Below are 16,873 nucleotides of genomic sequence, written 5' to 3'. Positions count from 1 at the left end.
GGGACGATCATGGAACGCATTTACCCCATCCTCACGTCTTACGGGATCAGCGGCGAGATGCTGATCCTCCTTGGTGTCGCGCTCGGCTCGCTTCTCTTCGTTTACGGCCTGAGCACGGCAGCCAGCAGCCCCAACCCGGCTGCAGACCGGCTCGCCGCGTCGGACCGGCGCCGCCAGGCGCGGCTCGATCAGGGAATCCTGAAGCCCATCGAGGCAGATCCGACAGGCCTGTTGAAATCCTTCGTGCCCTCGGACGCGGCGCAACGCAGCGCGCTGCGGCTGAAACTCAAGCAGGCCGGCCGCGACGGTCCGAACAGCGTGGTGCGCTTCATGCTCACGCGGATCGTGCTGGCACTGGCGCTGCCGGCGGCCTTCCTCGTGCTCGCGGCCCTGAGCCGCGAGATGCCCGAGGTCGTCCCCGAAGGCCTCGCCGTTCGGCTGAACAACATGTCGAACCTCGGCATGTTCCAGTGGCTGACCCTGCTCCTCGCCATCGGCTACTTCGGGCCGCTGCGCCGGCTGGACTCCCGCGTCGAGGCCCGCCAGCAGCGGATTCGCTACGGCTTTCCCAATGCGCTCGACCTGTTGCAGATCGCGGTCGAGGCCGGGCTCGGCTTTGACGCGGCCATGACCCGCGTCGGCAACGAGTTGCGGGAGGTTTCGCCCGACATCGCCTACGAGTTTCTGAGCGTCCAGCACGAGGTCCAGGCGGGCCGGCCGCGCGACGCCGCGCTGCGCGACATGGCCGACCGGGTCGGGCTCGACTTCGTCCACTCCTTCGTCAACGTCGTGCGCCAGTCGATGCAGCTCGGAACCAGCATGACCGAGGCGCTCAACGTCTATGCCGAGGAGCTGCGCAACTACCGCGAAGTGCAGGCCCAGGAGAAGGCCAACAAGTTGCCGGTCAAGATGTCCGGCGTGCTTGCCTCCCTGATGCTGCCGGCGCTCATCCTGCTGTCGCTCGGCCCGGTGGTGATCCGCTACGTGAACTACTTCGCGGCCAACTGACCGCGCAGCCAAGGCATTCTTCGGCCACAATTCCCGCGGCAAACGCGGGGATTGTGGCGCTGCGCATGAACAATTAAAAAGCTCAGGATTTTTGTTTCAATTTTGTGATACATTCCCGACAAGAATTTGACACATTCGTTAAAGCATCGTTAACTGACCTAGAGGCAACGAACGAACAGGCAAGAATCTTCCCCGAGCAGCGTGTGGTGTGTTGTGTTGGTTTTTTTCGGGGTGCAAATAGATGTTCGGTTCGGGGGAAGAATTTCAGACAAGTCAGGGCGCAAGCGCGGTCTCACTGATCGATGCGGTCTTCCGTTGGTGCAAGGCACTTAAGGGAGAGGACACCATCGAGTCCGCGCTCGGAGCGATCGCCAAGGGTGTGGGGGCCGAGGCGATGACCCTTTCGCGGGTCCGGCACGGAAGTTTTCAGGCAGCGAAATGTGTGACTTACGACACGTTGTCGACCGCGTCGCCGAAGCCGCGCCTGACCCGTTCCTTCGCCGCATCGATCCTCAGCGAGTTCATGTCGATCGCGCGCTCCGGCACCGTCTGGCTGCGCTCCGTCGTCGAGGTGGAGACCGACCCAGCGCTGGAACTGTTTCACTCCCGGCGCAAGCTTCAGGAACTGGTGGTCATTCCACTTCAGACGGATCACGGCTTTTCCGATTTCGTGGAATTCCATTTTCTGGATCCGCTTTCGCGCAATCAGCATGCATTGCTCAATATGCTGGCAGAGACCCTTAGCGAGGCCTGGCGAAATCGCAGCCACGGGGTTTTCGCAGCCAGTGCGCTGGAGGACAAACGGCAGGAGCGCGATTTCAATTCGGTCGATCTTCTGGGGCATGAAAACCCGGCGCGTCTGAGCCGTGCGGAATACCGCGTCTGCCTGCTGCTGAGCCGCGGCCTGCCCAACAATGGGATCTGCGAAGAGCTTTCGATCTCACACGCCACGCTGCGGACTCACCTTCGCAACGTCTATGCCAAGACGTCCACCGACGGGCTGCCGGACCTGCTCTACCTCCTGCTCAAGGGGCCGAGGCAGCGTCCGCAGGGCGACCTGCGGCGGATCGCGTGAGCCCCGGCATGGAACTCCTGCCCCTGCTCCTCGCGGCCCCGCTCATGCTCTGGATGGCCTATGGCGACTTGCGCTACATGCGCATCCCCAACCGGCTGGTCGGCGCGCTGGTCCTGATCTTCGTCCTCTCGGTGCCGTTCCTACCCGTCGAGTCCTCGATGGAACGGCTGGTCGCAGCGCTCTTCGTGCTGGTCGTCTGCTTTGCCGCCTTTGCGGTGGGCTTCTTCGGCGGCGGCGACGCCAAGGCGCTGGCGGCGATGATGCTGCTGATCCCGCCGGGAACGCTCAACCTCTTCGGACTCGTCCTGTCCGTGTCGATCGTGCTCGGCCTCGGCCTCGTCCTGACGCTCCGCGCCGCACCGGGGGCGCAACAGGCCAGATGGGTCGCGCTCCGCGCCCGGGGCATGTTCCCGATGGGTGTGTCCATCGCCATGGCCGGGTTGATCCATCCCTTCGCGGTGACGGCGCTCGCCTTCTAGCCCTGCATTCCGGCCCGAATGCGACCGCGATGGTCGCATCCGGACCTGACAGCCGCGCCATGGTCGACCGAGCCTCGGGGAACAGGAGGCCGCGCCATGAACCTTCATTCCCGGGACCGCCGCAAGATCGACCCCAGCCGGGGCGCCACCCTTGCCGACGGCAGCCCCAACGACAACGACCGTATCGAGATCGGCCCGACGCTGCTCGCCTTGCGGGAATGGGAGGCGGCGGGGCTCGCCCTGCCCGACCTGGCCGAGATGCGGCGCTATCGCTGGGAGCGGCTGACCCGGCACATCGCGGACCGCGACTATGGCGGCCTGCTGATGTTCGACCCGCTCAACATCCGCTACGCCACCGACACCACCAACATGCAGCTGTGGAACGCGCACAACCCGTTCCGGGCCTGCCTGCTCTGCGCCGACGGGCACATGGTGCTCTGGGAATACCGCAATTCGCCCTTCCTGGCCGATCACAATCCGCTGGTGCGCGAGGTCCGGTCCGGGGCCTCGATGTTCTATTTCTCCGTCGGCGACCGCGGTCCCGAGGCAGCGCGCGACTTCGCCGACCAGGTGGCCGAGGTGATGGCTGCCCATGCCGGCCGCAACCACCGGCTGGCGGTGGACAAGATCATGATGCACGGGCTCCGCGCGCTGGAGGCCGCGGGGTTCGACGTCATGGACGGCGAGGAGGTGACGGAGCACGCGCGCGCCGTGAAGGGGCCGGACGAGATCCGCGCCATGCGTTGCTCGATCCATACCTGCGAGGCCGCGATGGCCGCGATGGAGGCAGCGGCCCGGCCCGGCATGAGCGAGGACGAGATCTGGGCCGTACTCCATTCCGAGAACATCCGGCGCGGCGGCGAGTGGATCGAGACCCGCCTGCTCTCCACCGGCCCGCGCACCAACCCGTGGTTCCAGGAATGCGGGCCTCGGGTGCTGCAGCCGGACGAGATCCTCGCCTTCGACACCGACCTGATCGGCCCCTACGGCATCTGTACCGACATCTCCCGCACCTGGTGGATCGGCGACGCGCCCCCTCGGCAGGATATGGTGGCGGCGATGCGCCACGCGGTGGAGCACATCACCGAGAACATGGCGATGCTCCGCCCCGGGGTGACGATCGGAGAGCTGGTAAAGGGCGGCCACCAGCTCGCGCCGGAATACTGGGCGCAGAAGTACTCCTGCAAGTTCCACGGTGTCGGGCTCTGTGACGAGTGGCCCCACGTCGATTATCCCGACCATTACCACGAGGGCGCCTGGGACCATGCGCTGGAGGCGGGCATGGTGCTCTGCGTCGAGGCGCTGGTTGGCGAGGTCGGCGGGGATTTCTCGATCAAGCTGGAAGACCAGGTGCTGATCACCGAGGACGGGTTCGAGAACCTGACCTCCTACCCCTTCGACGACAGGTTGATGGGCGGCGCCTGATCGGCGCGGGGCAAGCCACGCCCCCTGCGCCCCGTCCCGAGGATGTTTCCCAACCTGTGATGGCGACGTCAGTAGCGGGCGACGAGGCCGCGGTGGTCGGAGCCGAGCAAGGGGCGCAGCGTTGTGGCGCCGCGATTGCCGGCCGGGATCAGGACGTGGTCGATCGGCAGCACGAGCACGGGGTTGAGCGGAAAGCTCGGGCGCACCTTGCCGGCGCGCTCCGCTCCGATGCTCGAGGCAATGCGGTGCATGGCGTGAGACCAGGGCACCATGTTGAAATCGCCGCCCAGAACCACCGGCCCGTCGAGCTGCTCCAGCACCTTCAGCCGCGCGCGGACATGGGCCGACTGACCGAAGGGCCAGGGCCATTCGAGATGGAGCGAGACCACCCAGGCCCGCCCTTCCGGCGTCTCGACCTGGAGTGCGGCGAGCCCCCCGACGCAGATCTCGGAGCCCTCGACGGCAGGCCAACGGGTGGCCAGGGCCACCGAGCCGACCCGCGTGGGCTCGCAGACCCGCGCGTTGGGCAGGATATCGGAGAGGTTGTCCAGCATCCCCCGCGCCTCGGGCATGAGTTCCTGAAGGGTGAGCACGTCCGGGGCAACTTCGCGGATGTCGGCTTCGAGCGCAGAGGTGTCGGCGATCCGGTAGGACATGTTCTTCTGGTAGACCGTCACCGTCTCCGGCGGCGGGGAGACGGCCTCGTAGCGGGTATAGCCCGTCAGCACCGGCAGCGAGACCAGCGTAACCGGCACCAGCCAGAGCGGCGAGGCCACGCCGGTGCGCCAGCCGAGGGCAATCCAGAGCGCTCCGATAAAGGTCACCGGCCCGCGCAGCACTGCCAGCGATTCTCCAGCCGGATGCAGGGGGCCGAGAAACCCGCCGGCCAGCACGGCGAAGCCGCAGACGGCGACGGCCCAGAAGATCATGCTCCAAATGCCCATTGGCTCAAGCTCCGGTTACGCCCCGTCACCTTCCCGTGACGCGGGTGACACAGGTCTTTCGTTCGGTGTGCCGCAGCACCACCCTTCGATCAAGCACGCAATCGCCCCCGGGAGAGACAGCATGGAACGGATCACCTTCGAAGGTGCCCACGGCACGCCGCTGGCCGCCAGGCTCGACATGCCGGAAGGGCCCCACCTGACCACGGCCATCTTTGCCCATTGCTTCTCCTGCACCAAGGATATCGCCGCCGCCCGGCGGATTGCGCAACGTCTGGCGGGCATGGGGATCGCCGTGTTGCGGTTCGATTTCACCGGGCTGGGGCATTCCGAAGGCGAGTTCGCCAACACGACCTTCACCTCGAACGCCGCAGACCTGAAGGCCGCAGCGGCGTATCTGGAAGCGCGCGGCATGGCGCCGACGCTGATGATCGGCCATTCGCTGGGCGGGGCCGCGGTGCTCAAGGCGGCGGGCGAGGTCGACAGCCTCAAGGCGGTGGTCACGATCGGCGCGCCCTTCGAGCCCGGCCATGTCACCCACCATTTCGCCGACGCCCTGCCACGGATCGAGGCCGAGGGCATGGCGCCGGTCGACCTCGGCGGGCGGTCCTTCTGCATCGGACGCGACTTCGTCGAGGATGTGCTGAAGGCCGATCTCGCGCCCCACATCGCCAACCTCCGCAAGGCGCTGCTGGTGCTGCACGCGCCGCGCGACTCGGTCGTGGGCATCGACAACGCGACCCGCATCTTCATGGCGGCACGTCACCCCAAGAGCTTCGTCACCCTCGACGATGCGGATCATCTCGTCAGCCGGGCCGCGGATGCCGAATACGCCGCCGAGGTGATCGCGGCCTGGGCCGGACGCTATATCGAGCTGCGTCCGCCCGCGCCGCCCCCCGGGGCGCCGGAAGGGGTGGTCCGGGCTTCGGAAGCGGATCCCGACGGCTTCCTGCAGGACATCAGCCACGGGCCGCGCCACCATACGCTCGCAGACGAACCTCTCGCCTATGGCGGCACGGATCGCGGAATGTCGCCCTACGGGTTTCTCTCGGCGGCACTGGCGGCCTGCACCTCGATGACAATCCGCATGTATGCCCGCCGCAAGGAATGGCCGCTGGAGTATGTCTCGGTCGACGTGACGCACGAGAAGGTCCATGCGCAGGACAGCGACCTGACGGGTCCGAACCGGATCGACAGGTTCACCCGCCGGATCCGGCTCGAGGGGGCACTGGATGCCGGGCAGCGCGCACGGCTGCTCGACATCGCGGACCGTTGCCCGGTGCACAAGACACTGGAAGCCGGCGCCAGGGTCGAGACGGCCCTGATCGACTGACATTCGGGCACGCCTGCGCCGGCTTCACAGGTCGAACACGTCCTTCGTCAACTCGCTCTTGTCGGTGTCGTCGAAACGGATCGTCACGTTGGCGAAGGTCACGATGGCGTCGTCGTCATCCTGCCGGATCGTCAGCTGGGAGAATTTCGACGCGCCGTTATTGATCTGGACGATGTCCTCGGAAGCGTCGAAATCGTCGATCTTGTCGCTGCCGTCGCCCCGGGTGAACACGAATGTGTCGGCCCCGTTGCCGCCCTCTAGCTCGTCATTGCCGGTGCCGCCGATAAGGCGGTCGTTGCCGTTGCCCCCGTCGAGATCGTCCCGGCCCGCGCCGCCGCTCAGCATGTCCCTGCCGCCGTCGCCGTCGAGGTCGTCGTTCCCGTTGCCGCCGTAGAGCTTGTCGTTGCCCTTGCCGCCGTCCAGGTCGTCCGCGCCGCTGCCGCCTTTCAACAGGTCGTTGCCACCGCCGCCATCGATGTCGTCGTTGCCGTTGCCGCCGAAAAGCTCGTCGTTCCCGCCGGCGCTGCTGTCGTCCTCGTCGTCGTCACCGTCGAGGTCATCATCGCCGTCGCCGCCATAGAGGATGTCGTCGCCACCCTCGCCGTCGAGGTCGTCGTCGCCATCGTCGCCGTATAGCACGTCGTCGCCGTCGCCACCGTCAAGATCGTCGATGTCGTCGCCCCCGCGCAGCAAGTCCCGGCCCGCGCCGCCTTCGAGCTCATCCTCGCCGGCGCCGCCGAAAAGCTCGTCATCCCCGTCATAGCCATAGAGCGTATCGTTGCCGCCGAGCCCCTTGATCACGTCGTCTTCCGGTCCGCCCTTCAGCACGTTGTTCTTGCTGTTTCCCTTGATGATCATCGAGTCAATCTCCTCCAAATGAATGCAAATCTCTGCGCAGGCTAACGGACCCGTTCCGGCAGGTTGATCACGATTTGATGTGTTCTGCACAGGGCGCGACAGAACCGGCGGATTGCCGCCATGCGCGGCGGCGATCTCTGCCCGTCCGGCGGCTGGACTTTTGGTCGGGGCGCCTCCAAGGTCGCGCTGTGCACGAAGGAGAGACCGGCATGGCGCGGCGCAAGATCATCATCGACACCGACCCCGGCCAGGACGACGCGATCGCGATCCTGCTGGCGCTGGCCAGCCCGGAGGAGCTGGAGGTGCTGGCGATCACCGCGGTGGCGGGAAACGTGCCGTTGAAGCTGACCTCGCGCAACGCACGGGTGATCTGCGAGCTGGCCGGGCACACCGACGTGCCGGTCCACGAGGGCGCCGACCGGCCGATCCGGCGGACGCTGGTGACCGCCGAGCATGTCCACGGCAAGACCGGGCTCGACGGCGCCGACCTGCCCGACCCGAAGATGCACGTTGCCGCCCAGCCAGCGGTGGAAGCGATCATCCACCACGTCCGCCGCGAGCCCCCGGGCACGGTGACCCTCTGCCCGCTGGGGCCGCTGACCAATATCGCGCTGGCCTTCGAACGCGCCCCCGACATCGTCGAGCGGCTGGCCGGGATCGTGTTGATGGGCGGCGCCTATTTCGAGGTCGGCAATGTCACGCCGGCCGCCGAGTTCAACATCTTCGTCGATCCGGAAGCCGCTGATATCGTTATGAACTCCGGGACGGATATCACGATCCTGCCGCTCGACGCGACGCACCAGGCGCTGATCACGCGGCGCTGGCTCGACGAGCTCGCCAAGGTCGACACGCCGGTGGCGCGCGCCGCCTGCGGCTGGCTCGACTTCTTCGAGCGCTACGACATGGAGAAGTACGGCGGCGCCGGCGGCCCGCTGCACGACCCCTGCGTGATCGCCTACCTGTTGAAGCCGGAACTGTTCGAGGGGCGGCACATCAACGTCGAGATCGAGACGCTCAGCGAGCTGACCCGCGGCATGACCGTCGCCGACTGGTGGGGCGTCACCGACCGCGCGCCCAACGCCACGTTCATCGGCAAGGTCGACGCGGAGGGGTTCTTTGACCTGCTTCTGGAAAGGCTGGCCCGCCTGTGACGGTAGAGATCGCTTCCCACGACCCGGCCTGGGCCTGGCTCGCCGAGGGCGAGGCGGAGCGCTGGAGCGCGGCGCTCGGCCCGGCGCTGGTTGCGCTGCACCACATCGGCTCCACCTCGGTCGACCGGCTCGCGGCGAAACCGATCATCGACCTTCTGCCGGAGATCGCCCCCGGCACCGATCTAGACAGCCTGCGCCCCACCATCGAGGCGCTTGGCTACGAGTGGATGGGCGAATTCGGCCTGCCGGGTCGCCGCTATTGCCGTCGCAACGACCCGCGCACCGGCCGGCGGCTGTTCCATGCCCATTGCTGGCTGTCCGGCAGCCCCGAGATCCGCCGCCACCTCGCCTTCCGCGACGCGCTGCGCGCCGATCCCCTGCTCGCAACCGCCTATGAATCCCGCAAACGCCATTGCGCCTCGCTGCACGCGGAGAATCACGCCGCTTACGGCGCCTGCAAGGCCACCTGGATCGACACAGCCGAAGCCCGAGCCCTGGAGGGTCTGGAATGAAGACCAAGCTGCACATGGCCCGCGCCGAAGACCTGCCCAGACTGCTCGGCATGGTCGCGTCCTTCCATGACGAGACCGGGATCGAGCAGGACGACACCACCCGCACCGCGGCGCTCGCGCCGCTGCTCGAAGGCTCGCCCCACGGTGTCGTCTACATCATAGGGCCGCGCAATGCGCCGGTGGGCTACATCGCGATCAGCTTCGGCTGGTCGATCGAGATGGGCGGGATCGATGGCTTCGTCGACGAGTTCTGGATCCGCCCTGCCGTGCGCGACAAGGGCATGGGCGGCGAGGCGCTGTCCGCGCTGGTCCCGGCGCTGCGGGAAGCGGGCGTCAAGGCGCTGCACCTCGAAGCCGACCGAGAGAGCCCGGTCGATGCGCTCTACCGCCGACTCGGATTCGAGCGGCGGGATCGCTACTGCCTGATGACCGCAGACCTGCGCCACCCCTGACATCGGCCCACGGGCCACCTATGTTTCCTCTCAAGGAGACGCCCATGCCCCTCGAGATCCCGTTCGACAACAGTTATGCCCGCCTGCCGGAGCGCTTCTACGTGCGCCAGCCGCCGGTGCCGGTGCGCGCCCCGGAACTTCTGCTGCTCAACCGCGGGCTTGCGGCCGAGCTTGGGATCTCCTCGGACGCGCTGCAGAGCCCCGAGGGCGTGCAGGTGCTGGCCGGCAACGCGGTGCCGAGCGGCTCCGACCCGCTGGCGCAGGCCTATGCCGGACACCAGTTCGGGGGCTTCTCGCCGGTGCTGGGCGACGGCCGCGCGCTGCTGCTGGGCGAGATGGTCGACAGCCAGGGCCGCCGCCGGGACATCCAGCTCAAGGGCTCCGGCCCCACCGCCTTCAGCCGGCCGGGTTCTGACGGGCGCTCGCCGCTCGGCCCGGCGATCCGGGAGTTCATCGTCAGCGAGGCCATGCACGCGCTCGGCATCCCCTCGACCCGCTCGCTCGCCGTGGTCGCCACCGGCGAGCGCGTCCGGCGTGTCGAGATCGAGCCGGGCGGCGTGCTGACCCGGATCGCGTCGAGTCACATCCGCGTCGGCACCTTCCAGTTCTTCGCCGCCCGTGGCGACGCCGAGGCGGTCCGGCTGCTCGCCCAGCACGTCATCGCCCGCCACTACCCCGAGGCCGACGGCCCGCTGGGCTTGCTGGACGCGGTCATCGCGCGGCAGGCGCGGCTGGTGGCGCAATGGATGGGCGTGGGCTTCATCCACGGCGTGATGAACACCGACAACACCTCGATTTCCGGCGAGACCATCGACTACGGCCCTTGCGCGTTCATGGACAGCTACCACCCGGCGACGGTCTATTCCTCGATCGACCATCAGGGGCGCTATGCCTACCAGAACCAGCCGGACATCCTGGCCTGGAACCTCGCCCAGTTTGCCACCTCGCTGCTGCCGCTGATCGACCCGGACCAGGAGGCTGCGATCACCGCCGCGCAAGCCGCGATGGAGCGCTACCCGGCCCTTGTCCGCCGGCACTGGAGCGCGGTCTTCCGCGCCAAGATCGGGCTGGTGACCGAACAGCCGGGCGATGACGCGCTGATCGGCGACCTGCTGGCGCGGATGGTCGAGGACCAGGCCGATTTCACCAACACTTTCCGCGCCCTGGCAGCCGGAACGCCCCGCGACGAGTTCCTTGACCCGGCCGCCTTCGACGCCTGGGAGGCGGACTGGCGCAAGCGCCTCGAGCAGGACACCGCACCCGACCGGCTTCAGGCCCGGCTCCGGGCCGCCAACCCGGCGATCATCCCGCGCAACCACCGCGTCGAACAGGCCATCGACGCCGCAACGCAGGGCGATATGGCCCCTGCCGCCCGGCTCGTCGCGGCCCTGTCCCGCCCCTTCGAAGACCTCGCGGAGGCCGACGCGGATCTTGCACGCCCGCCGACCGAGACCGAGCGCGTGCACCGGACCTTCTGCGGCACCTGACCGGGCTCAGCCCGGCGTGCGCCCGCGGTAGTTGATGAGGATCAGACCCGTCGCCACCAGCACCAGCCCGCCGAGCAGCGTGGGCGGCAGCGGCTCGTCCAGCAGCAGCCAGCCGAGCGCAACGCCGAAGACCGGCGACAGGAAGCTGAAGGCCGCAACAGCGGCCGGCGGGTAGATGGCGAGAAGCCACAGCCAGGCCGAGAATCCGAGGGCCACGACAAAGACGATCTGGAACCCCAGGCCCCACCAGTGCAGCGCCTCCGGCTCCCGGAGGAACTCCCCGAAGAGCGGCGACAGCGCCAGCAACAGCGGCGCCGAAACCCCGACCTGCCAGAGCAACTGCGTCTCCGGCGAGACCTCGCGGATCGCGGTGCCCCGGGCGCAGAGCGCCACGCCGGCCCAGGCGAAGGACGCCCCGAGCGCACAGAGATCGCCGGCCAGCCTGCCTTCGCTGCCGGCCCCGCCACGCCCGGCGATCACCCAGGCCACGCCGGCGAATGCCACCACCAGCCCCACCATCCGGCGGCGGGTCAGGCGTTGCCCCGGCAAGAGGAAATGCGCCGCGATCCCGAGCCAGACCGGCATCGAGTAGAAAATCACCGAGGATCGCACCACCGTTGTCATGTCGAGCGCCAGGAACAGCAGCAGGAATTCCGTCGTGAACGCCGCCCCGATCAGCAGCCCACCCGTCCAGGTATGCCGCGCCAGCTCCACGCGCCTGCCCCGAAGCCGCAGCATCAGCCACAGGATCGGAACCGCTCCGGCCGAGCGCAGACCGGCCCAGAACACCGGCTGCAGCCCCTCGTTCACCACCTTGGCCACGACCTGATTCATGCCCAGAAAGGCAGAGAACCCGATCAGCGCCAGCGCACCGAAGGTGTCGATACTGTCCCGCCTGTCCACGATCCCCTCCGCCGAGCGCATGGGGCGCCTCTGGGGGAAGGATGATGCGATGTCAATCCGCGCTGCCTGCGAAAGCGGCGCTCCTGCAACGCTCTCTGGCTTGTTACGGAAATGCCGGCGCAATTCGTTTCCCTGCCACCGACCGCTCGGATAGCGTTGCCCGCAACGAAAAGACGGGAGAACACCGTATGCCCGGACGAGCAGAGATCCGCATCCGCCCCATCGAGGCGTCCGACGAACCCGAATGGCGGAGGCTGTGGACGGGCTACCTCGAGTTCTATGAAAGCTCGGTCAGCGAAGACGTCTACCAGACCTCCTTCGCCCGGCTCCTGGGCGACGACCCGCAGGATTTCCACGGCCGCCTGGCCGAGATCGACGGCCGCCCGGTCGGGCTGGTGCATTTCCTGTTTCACCGCCACATGTGGCGCGTCGAGAACACCTGCTACCTGCAGGATCTCTACGCCGATCCCGACGTTCGCGGGCACGGCGTCGGCCGGGCGCTGATCGAGGCCGTCTATGCCGAGGCCGATGCCTGCGGCTGCCCCTCCGTCTACTGGTTGACACAGGAGTTCAACAGCACGGCCCGCAAGCTCTATGACCGGATCGGCACGCTGACCCCGTTCATCCGCTACAACCGGGTGGTGGCGTGAGGGTGCGTGCATTCGCCATGGCGGCGACCGCACTGGTGCTCGCCGCCTGCGCCCCTTCGCCCTCGGCCGACATCGCCCAGAGGCGCGCGAGCTTCGACGAGCCGCTGCCCCCGATGCGCGCCTTCGGGACGCCGCGGTCGAGCGCCTCCGTCCGGACCAACACCCAGCTCGCGGGAGATTTCCTCGACCTGACCTTCATGCTGGAAAGCGGCCGGGAACTGCCCCGCCTGACCCGGTTCGAAGGCGAGATCACCGTCGGCCTGCGCGGCTCCGCGGACGCCACCCTGCAGCGCGACCTTTCCCGCTTGCTCACCCGCCTGCAGCGTGAAGCCGGCATCCCGATCCGCTCTGCGCGGGAAGGCGAGGAACCGTCGATCGTGGTGGAGGTCCTGCCGCGCAAGGAACTGCAGCGCGCCGTCCCCCAAGCTGCGTGTTTCGTCGTGCCCCGCGTTAGCGGCTGGTCGGAGTTCCGCCGCCAGCGCAGGTCCGAGACCGTCGACTGGACCACGCTGGAAACCCGCGAGCGCGCCTCCGTCTTCCTGCCGGGCGACGTGTCTCCGCAGGAGGCCCGCGACTGCCTGCACGAGGAGATCGCCCAGGCGCTCGGCCCACTCAACGATCTCTACCGGCTGCCGGACTCGGTGTTCAACGACGACAATTTCCACACTGTGCTGACCGGCTTCGACATGCTGATGCTGCGCGTCTACTACGACGATGCGTTGTCCAACGGCATGAGCAAGGCCGAGGTGGCCGCCGCCCTGCCCGGCATCCTCGCCCGGCTGAATCCTGGCGGCCAGCGCAGCGGCCCGGCGCCGACCCCGCCAACGCCGCGCATCTGGATCGAAGCGATCGAGGACGCCCTCGGCCCGCGCGGCAACATGGTGCAGCGCCGGGTTGCCGCCGAGCGCGCCGTCGATCTGGCCCGGGCCGCGGGCTGGCGCGACACGCGGATGGCCTTCTCGCTCTACGCTCTCGGCCGCCTGTCGCTGAGCCGCGAGCCCGAACTGGCGCTCGCCGCCTTCATCGAGGCAGCCGAGATCTACCGCCGCTTGCCCGACACCCAGATCCAGGCAGCCCATGTCGCCATGCAGCTCGCCGCCTTCTCGCTGAGCGCCGGGCAGACCGCCGCCACCATCGGCCTGGTCGAGGAGAGCCTGCCCGCGGTCCGCGAGGCCGAGAATGCCGCCCTGCTGTCGACACTGATGATGATGCGCGCCGAGGCGCTGGCCCTGCAGGGCCGGACGGCCGAGGCCCGCGCGGAACGCACCGAGGCGCTCGGCTGGGCGCGCTACGGCTTCGGCGCCGACGACGTGGTCTGGGCCCGCGCCACCGAGATCGCCGCCCTTGCCCCCGGCCCCTCGGACCGCTAAGCCGCGATCCGAAACAGCCGAGGACGGACGATGATCGTGATTTTCTGCGCCCTCGCCGGGGCGCTTCGGGGCGGATACCTGGCGAAGAAGCGGGGCGGCAAGCCCGCCGACATCGCGCAATATGCCGCCGGCTACGCAATCGCCCTGGGGCTGCTCGGCCTCTTCGCGACGATCGTCCTCGAACGGATGCTCTGAGCCACCCCGGGCACTCCCGCCCCTCCACCTCGCGCTGACGCGCTCGGCGAGAGGGTTGGGCCGGGCGCCCTTCGGGCGCCACCCCACCGCCACAACGCCCCGCCTGTCCTTCTCCCGTTTGCCACGAGTCCTCACAGGTCGCCGGGGGGCAGCCCCCCTGTCCACCAGCGATGCGCTCGGCTCCCTCAGGCATTCCGCACCGGTTGACGCCCCCCGCCGCAACGTCGAGTGTTGGGACCAGTCCCGCAGGAGAGCCCACGGCATGTTTCTCCCCTTCTTCCAGAATCTGCGCGACGCCGGCGTTCCGGTGAGCCTTCGCGAGTATCTCGCCTTTCTCGAGGGCATGGCGGCGGGACTGGTGACCTACGACATCGAGAGTTTCTACTACCTCGCCCGCACCGCCATGGTGAAGGACGAGCGTCACCTCGACCGTTTCGACCGCGCCTTCGCCGCCGCTTTCGAAGGGCTCGAGGCAATCCCCGTCGAAACGGTCCTGGAGGCGGTCCACCTTCCCGCCGACTGGCTGCAGAAGATGGCCGAGAAGCACTTGTCCAAGGAGGAGATGGCCGCGATCGAGGCCCTTGGCGGCTTCGACAAGCTGATGGAAACGCTCCGCCAGCGGCTGGAGGAGCAGAAGGGCCGCCACCAGGGCGGCAACAAGTGGATCGGCACTGCCGGCACCTCGCCCTATGGCGCCTATGGCTACAACCCCGAGGGCGTGCGGATCGGCCAGAAGAAAAGCCGCCACAAGCGCGCCGTGAAGGTCTGGGACCGGCGCGATTTCCGGAACCTCGACGACACGGTGGAACTTGGCACACGCAACATCAAGGTGGCGTTGAAGCGCCTCCGCCAGTGGGCCCGGCACGGCGCCCACGAGGAACTCGACCTCGACGAGACGATCCGGGCCACCGCCGATCACGGCTATCTCGATGTGAAGATGCGCCCCGAGCGGCACAATGCGGTGAAAGTCGTGATGTTCCTCGATGTCGGCGGCTCGATGGACCCGTTCGTCAAGGTGGTCGAGGAGCTGTTTTCCGCCGCGCGCGCCGAGTTCAAACACCTCGAATACCACTACTTTCACAACTGCCTCTACGAAGGCGTCTGGCGGGACAACCAGCGTCGCTGGACCGAGCAGACGCCGACCTGGGAGGTGCTCAACACCTACGGGCCCGACTACAAGTGCATCTTCGTCGGGGACGCCTCGATGAGTCCCTATGAACTGCTGCACCCGGGCGGCGCCAACGAGCACTGGAACGCGGAATCGGGCGAGGTCTGGCTGCGGCGGGCGCGGGAGCAATGGCCGGATCACCTCTGGATCAACCCGACGCCGGAACGGCACTGGCAATACACCCAGTCGATCGGAATGGTGCGGGAGATCTTCGAGGGCCGCATGGTGCCCATGACCCTCGACGGGATCGACCGCGGCATGCGCCTGCTCAGCTAGGCCGGTTGCCAGGCCCGGTCGCGCCCGTTATCGCCAAAACACCTTCACGCCACCTCGGAGACCGCCGTGCCGCGCGCCCAGGGCCTGCCCCTCTATCTTGCCGCGATGTTCCTCATCACGGCCATGTCCGCCTGCGTCCGGGCGGTGTCGGGAGAGGTGCCGCTCGGGCAGATCATCTTCTGGCGCTCGGCCGTCGCGCTGGTGCCGATCCTGGCCTACATGGCGGCGCGCGGCGAGTTGCCCGCCGCGCTCCGCACATCGCAGCCGCGGCTGCACGTCACCCGCAACCTGCTCGGCGGCCTATCGATGGCGCTGTCCTTCCTGTCGCTGGCCTATCTGCCGGTCGCCACTGCGCAGGCGCTCGCCTACCTCGCGCCGATCCTGACGCTGGTGCTGGCCGCGCTCGTCGGGCGGGAGCAGATCGGCGGACGGGTTGTCGGGGCGATGGCGCTCGCGGTGGCGGGGCTCGCCGCGATGATCGGCGGCGCGCTGACGGCCCCGGGCCAGGGCGCGCTGATCGGGATCGCCGCCGGGCTCGGTTTTGCCACCACCCAGGCCGTTGTGCGGGTCCATGTCCGCGCGATGACCCGGAGCGAGAAACCCTCCACCATCGCGTTCTATTTCGCGGTGACCGGCACGGCGATCGGGCTGGCGAGCCTGCCCTTCGGCTGGTCGACCCCAGACCTGCCGGCGCTGGCGCTGCTGGCAGGGGCTGGTTTGCTGGGAGGGATGGCGCATGTGGCCGCGACCGAGGCCGTGGCCCGCTCGCCCGTCTCGCGACTGGCGCCGCTGGAATACACCGGGCTGATCTGGGCGCTCGGTTTCGACATCCTGGCCTTTGGCGAGATGCCCGCGCCCGCCGCCCTGGGAGGCGCAGTGCTGATCGTGTTGGCGGTGCTGATCCTGGCGGTTCGGCGCGGCGCGCGGTCACCCGGCTGACCGCAGGCCCCTGCCCTCAGCCCTTGGTCGGGTTCGGCATGGCCGCGCCGCGCAGACCGACGATGTTGGGCCGGACCTCCTCCTCGCGCGTCATGGTCCGTCCGGGCGCGGGATCGCGCCAGTTGCCCAGCACCAGCCCCGAGGCAACCACCATCAGGGAGGCGGCCACGGAGGGTGCGACGGCGGCGGTCATGTAGGCCGGAAGCGAGGACACCGGCAGATCGAACCCGGCGACGGCGATACCGGCCATCGGCGCGAAGACGAAGATCTGGACCGCGAACATCGCCAGCAGGATCGTCAGCCCGTGGCCGGGGTGCTCCGGCCGGCGCAGCCACGGCGGCGTCATCCGGGGCACAGCGAGGAACAGGCAGACGCCCGCACCGGCAAAGCCGACGGCGATGGAGCTGCCGATATGGCGCCCGAGGGCGAGACCGACCGGTATGCCCGCCAGGATCGCCAGAAGATAGAGGATGCCGATGGCGCCAAGCAGGCGCAGCATGATTGCGTGCAGGGAATCGATGATGTCGCGCATGAAACAACTCGCAGTCTGGAACTCGGGAACACGGGTCTTGAACATCTTCACCATCATTTCGAAATGCGGCGTTAACATGCTGCCTTTCTGAAAAATCGGCGTCGGGGCGGAGGCCGGCC

At 68.1% G+C, this 16,873-nt stretch carries 18 protein-coding genes; 14 read left to right on the top strand and 4 right to left on the bottom strand.

The features are described from left to right. Window positions 1-9 precede the first annotated feature (9 nt). The 4 genes from ACFQ2S_RS08755 (at window position 10) to dddP (ending at window position 3,987) form a co-directional block, all read left to right on the top strand. Entirely contained in the window at window positions 10-1,008 is a 999-nt protein-coding gene (locus ACFQ2S_RS08755; RefSeq protein WP_386074060.1) for a type II secretion system F family protein, read from the top strand. Window positions 1,009-1,249: 241 nt separating this feature from the next. Further along, window positions 1,250-2,083 carry a helix-turn-helix transcriptional regulator gene (locus ACFQ2S_RS08750; RefSeq protein WP_386074059.1) on the top strand — a complete coding sequence of 278 codons (834 nt, stop codon included), beginning with the start codon at window positions 1,250-1,252 and terminating at the stop codon, window positions 2,081-2,083. 8 nt (window positions 2,084-2,091) lie between these two features. Continuing rightward, window positions 2,092-2,562 carry a prepilin peptidase gene (locus ACFQ2S_RS08745; protein ID WP_386074058.1) on the top strand — a complete coding sequence of 157 codons (471 nt, stop codon included), beginning with the start codon at window positions 2,092-2,094 and terminating at the stop codon, window positions 2,560-2,562. Window positions 2,563-2,658: 96 nt separating this feature from the next. Beyond that, the gene (gene dddP / locus ACFQ2S_RS08740; protein ID WP_386074057.1) at window positions 2,659-3,987 is read left to right on the top strand and encodes a dimethylsulfonioproprionate lyase DddP; all 1,329 of its coding nucleotides are present in this window, start codon (window positions 2,659-2,661) and stop codon (window positions 3,985-3,987) included. Between the two features lie 68 nt (window positions 3,988-4,055). Here the strand turns inward: dddP and ACFQ2S_RS08735 are convergent, their stop codons facing one another. After that, entirely contained in the window at window positions 4,056-4,931 is an 876-nt protein-coding gene (locus ACFQ2S_RS08735) for an endonuclease/exonuclease/phosphatase family protein (protein WP_386074056.1), read from the bottom strand. Window positions 4,932-5,052: 121 nt separating this feature from the next. Between ACFQ2S_RS08735 and ACFQ2S_RS08730 the strand changes: the two genes are divergently transcribed. After that, a complete protein-coding gene (locus ACFQ2S_RS08730; protein WP_386074055.1) occupies window positions 5,053-6,261 on the top strand; it encodes a bifunctional alpha/beta hydrolase/OsmC family protein in 1,209 nt (402 codons plus the stop codon). 24 nt (window positions 6,262-6,285) lie between these two features. On the opposite strand, the gene ACFQ2S_RS08725 is transcribed toward ACFQ2S_RS08730, so the two are convergent. Further along, entirely contained in the window at window positions 6,286-7,119 is an 834-nt protein-coding gene (locus ACFQ2S_RS08725; protein WP_386074054.1) for a calcium-binding protein, read from the bottom strand. Between the two features lie 209 nt (window positions 7,120-7,328). Here ACFQ2S_RS08725 and ACFQ2S_RS08720 point away from each other — a divergent pair, with 209 nt between their 5' ends. From ACFQ2S_RS08720 to ACFQ2S_RS08705, 4 genes are read left to right on the top strand one after another with little or no spacing between them, the layout of a single operon-like run. Further along, window positions 7,329-8,270 carry a nucleoside hydrolase gene (locus ACFQ2S_RS08720; RefSeq protein WP_386074053.1) on the top strand — a complete coding sequence of 314 codons (942 nt, stop codon included), beginning with the start codon at window positions 7,329-7,331 and terminating at the stop codon, window positions 8,268-8,270. Further along, the gene (locus tag ACFQ2S_RS08715; protein WP_386074052.1) at window positions 8,267-8,782 is read left to right on the top strand and encodes a GrpB family protein; all 516 of its coding nucleotides are present in this window, start codon (window positions 8,267-8,269) and stop codon (window positions 8,780-8,782) included. The genes ACFQ2S_RS08720 and ACFQ2S_RS08715 overlap by 4 nt, the downstream gene beginning before the upstream one ends. Then, window positions 8,779-9,234 carry a GNAT family N-acetyltransferase gene (locus ACFQ2S_RS08710; RefSeq protein ID WP_386074051.1) on the top strand — a complete coding sequence of 152 codons (456 nt, stop codon included), beginning with the start codon at window positions 8,779-8,781 and terminating at the stop codon, window positions 9,232-9,234. Before ACFQ2S_RS08715 ends, ACFQ2S_RS08710 begins: the two co-directional genes overlap by 4 nt. Window positions 9,235-9,278: 44 nt before the next feature. Then, a complete protein-coding gene (locus ACFQ2S_RS08705) occupies window positions 9,279-10,721 on the top strand; it encodes a protein adenylyltransferase SelO (protein WP_386074050.1) in 1,443 nt (480 codons plus the stop codon). A gap of 6 nt (window positions 10,722-10,727) precedes the next feature. Here the strand turns inward: ACFQ2S_RS08705 and ACFQ2S_RS08700 are convergent, their stop codons facing one another. Next, on the bottom strand, window positions 10,728-11,624 hold the full coding sequence (locus ACFQ2S_RS08700; RefSeq protein WP_386074049.1) for a DMT family transporter: 897 nt from the start codon (window positions 11,622-11,624) through the stop codon (window positions 10,728-10,730). Between the two features lie 188 nt (window positions 11,625-11,812). Here ACFQ2S_RS08700 and ACFQ2S_RS08695 point away from each other — a divergent pair, with 188 nt between their 5' ends. The 5 genes from ACFQ2S_RS08695 (at window position 11,813) to ACFQ2S_RS08675 (ending at window position 16,222) form a co-directional block, all read left to right on the top strand. Continuing rightward, a complete protein-coding gene (locus ACFQ2S_RS08695) occupies window positions 11,813-12,274 on the top strand; it encodes a GNAT family N-acetyltransferase (RefSeq protein ID WP_386074048.1) in 462 nt (153 codons plus the stop codon). A 17-nt stretch (window positions 12,275-12,291) separates the two neighbouring features. Next, entirely contained in the window at window positions 12,292-13,644 is a 1,353-nt protein-coding gene (locus ACFQ2S_RS08690) for a DUF2927 domain-containing protein (protein ID WP_386074308.1), read from the top strand. A gap of 30 nt (window positions 13,645-13,674) precedes the next feature. Further along, window positions 13,675-13,839, top strand: a complete 165-nt coding sequence (locus ACFQ2S_RS08685; protein ID WP_386074047.1) for a hypothetical protein — start codon at window positions 13,675-13,677, stop codon at window positions 13,837-13,839. 262 nt (window positions 13,840-14,101) lie between these two features. Then, complete coding sequence (locus ACFQ2S_RS08680; protein WP_386074046.1) at window positions 14,102-15,283, top strand: vWA domain-containing protein; 1,182 nt, start codon at window positions 14,102-14,104, stop codon at window positions 15,281-15,283. A 66-nt stretch (window positions 15,284-15,349) separates the two neighbouring features. Continuing rightward, entirely contained in the window at window positions 15,350-16,222 is an 873-nt protein-coding gene (locus tag ACFQ2S_RS08675; protein ID WP_386074045.1) for a DMT family transporter, read from the top strand. Between the two features lie 16 nt (window positions 16,223-16,238). Here the strand turns inward: ACFQ2S_RS08675 and ACFQ2S_RS08670 are convergent, their stop codons facing one another. Beyond that, window positions 16,239-16,832, bottom strand: a complete 594-nt coding sequence (locus ACFQ2S_RS08670) for a hypothetical protein (RefSeq protein WP_386074044.1) — start codon at window positions 16,830-16,832, stop codon at window positions 16,239-16,241. Between the last annotated feature and the right edge of the window lie 41 nt (window positions 16,833-16,873).

The organism is Tropicimonas aquimaris (assembly GCF_042676185.1).
Lineage (GTDB): Bacteria > Pseudomonadota > Alphaproteobacteria > Rhodobacterales > Rhodobacteraceae > Tropicimonas > Tropicimonas aquimaris.
This window is presented reverse-complemented; position numbering and strand designations above follow the sequence as displayed.

Coding starts and splice junctions, on each gene's coding strand:
- ACFQ2S_RS08725 (WP_386074054.1), bottom strand. CDS start 7,119: ATGATCATCAAGGGAAACAGCAAGAACAACGTGCTGAAGGGCGGACCG.
- ACFQ2S_RS08710 (WP_386074051.1), top strand. CDS start 8,779: ATGAAGACCAAGCTGCACATGGCCCGCGCCGAAGACCTGCCCAGACTG.
- ACFQ2S_RS08735 (WP_386074056.1), bottom strand. CDS start 4,931: ATGGGCATTTGGAGCATGATCTTCTGGGCCGTCGCCGTCTGCGGCTTC.
- ACFQ2S_RS08670 (WP_386074044.1), bottom strand. CDS start 16,832: ATGTTAACGCCGCATTTCGAAATGATGGTGAAGATGTTCAAGACCCGT.
- ACFQ2S_RS08690 (WP_386074308.1), top strand. CDS start 12,292: ATGGCGGCGACCGCACTGGTGCTCGCCGCCTGCGCCCCTTCGCCCTCG.
- ACFQ2S_RS08720 (WP_386074053.1), top strand. CDS start 7,329: ATGGCGCGGCGCAAGATCATCATCGACACCGACCCCGGCCAGGACGAC.
- dddP (WP_386074057.1), top strand. CDS start 2,659: ATGAACCTTCATTCCCGGGACCGCCGCAAGATCGACCCCAGCCGGGGC.
- ACFQ2S_RS08755 (WP_386074060.1), top strand. CDS start 10: ATGGAACGCATTTACCCCATCCTCACGTCTTACGGGATCAGCGGCGAG.
- ACFQ2S_RS08680 (WP_386074046.1), top strand. CDS start 14,102: ATGTTTCTCCCCTTCTTCCAGAATCTGCGCGACGCCGGCGTTCCGGTG.
- ACFQ2S_RS08730 (WP_386074055.1), top strand. CDS start 5,053: ATGGAACGGATCACCTTCGAAGGTGCCCACGGCACGCCGCTGGCCGCC.
- ACFQ2S_RS08745 (WP_386074058.1), top strand. CDS start 2,092: ATGGAACTCCTGCCCCTGCTCCTCGCGGCCCCGCTCATGCTCTGGATG.
- ACFQ2S_RS08705 (WP_386074050.1), top strand. CDS start 9,279: ATGCCCCTCGAGATCCCGTTCGACAACAGTTATGCCCGCCTGCCGGAG.
- ACFQ2S_RS08750 (WP_386074059.1), top strand. CDS start 1,250: ATGTTCGGTTCGGGGGAAGAATTTCAGACAAGTCAGGGCGCAAGCGCG.
- ACFQ2S_RS08695 (WP_386074048.1), top strand. CDS start 11,813: ATGCCCGGACGAGCAGAGATCCGCATCCGCCCCATCGAGGCGTCCGAC.
- ACFQ2S_RS08685 (WP_386074047.1), top strand. CDS start 13,675: ATGATCGTGATTTTCTGCGCCCTCGCCGGGGCGCTTCGGGGCGGATAC.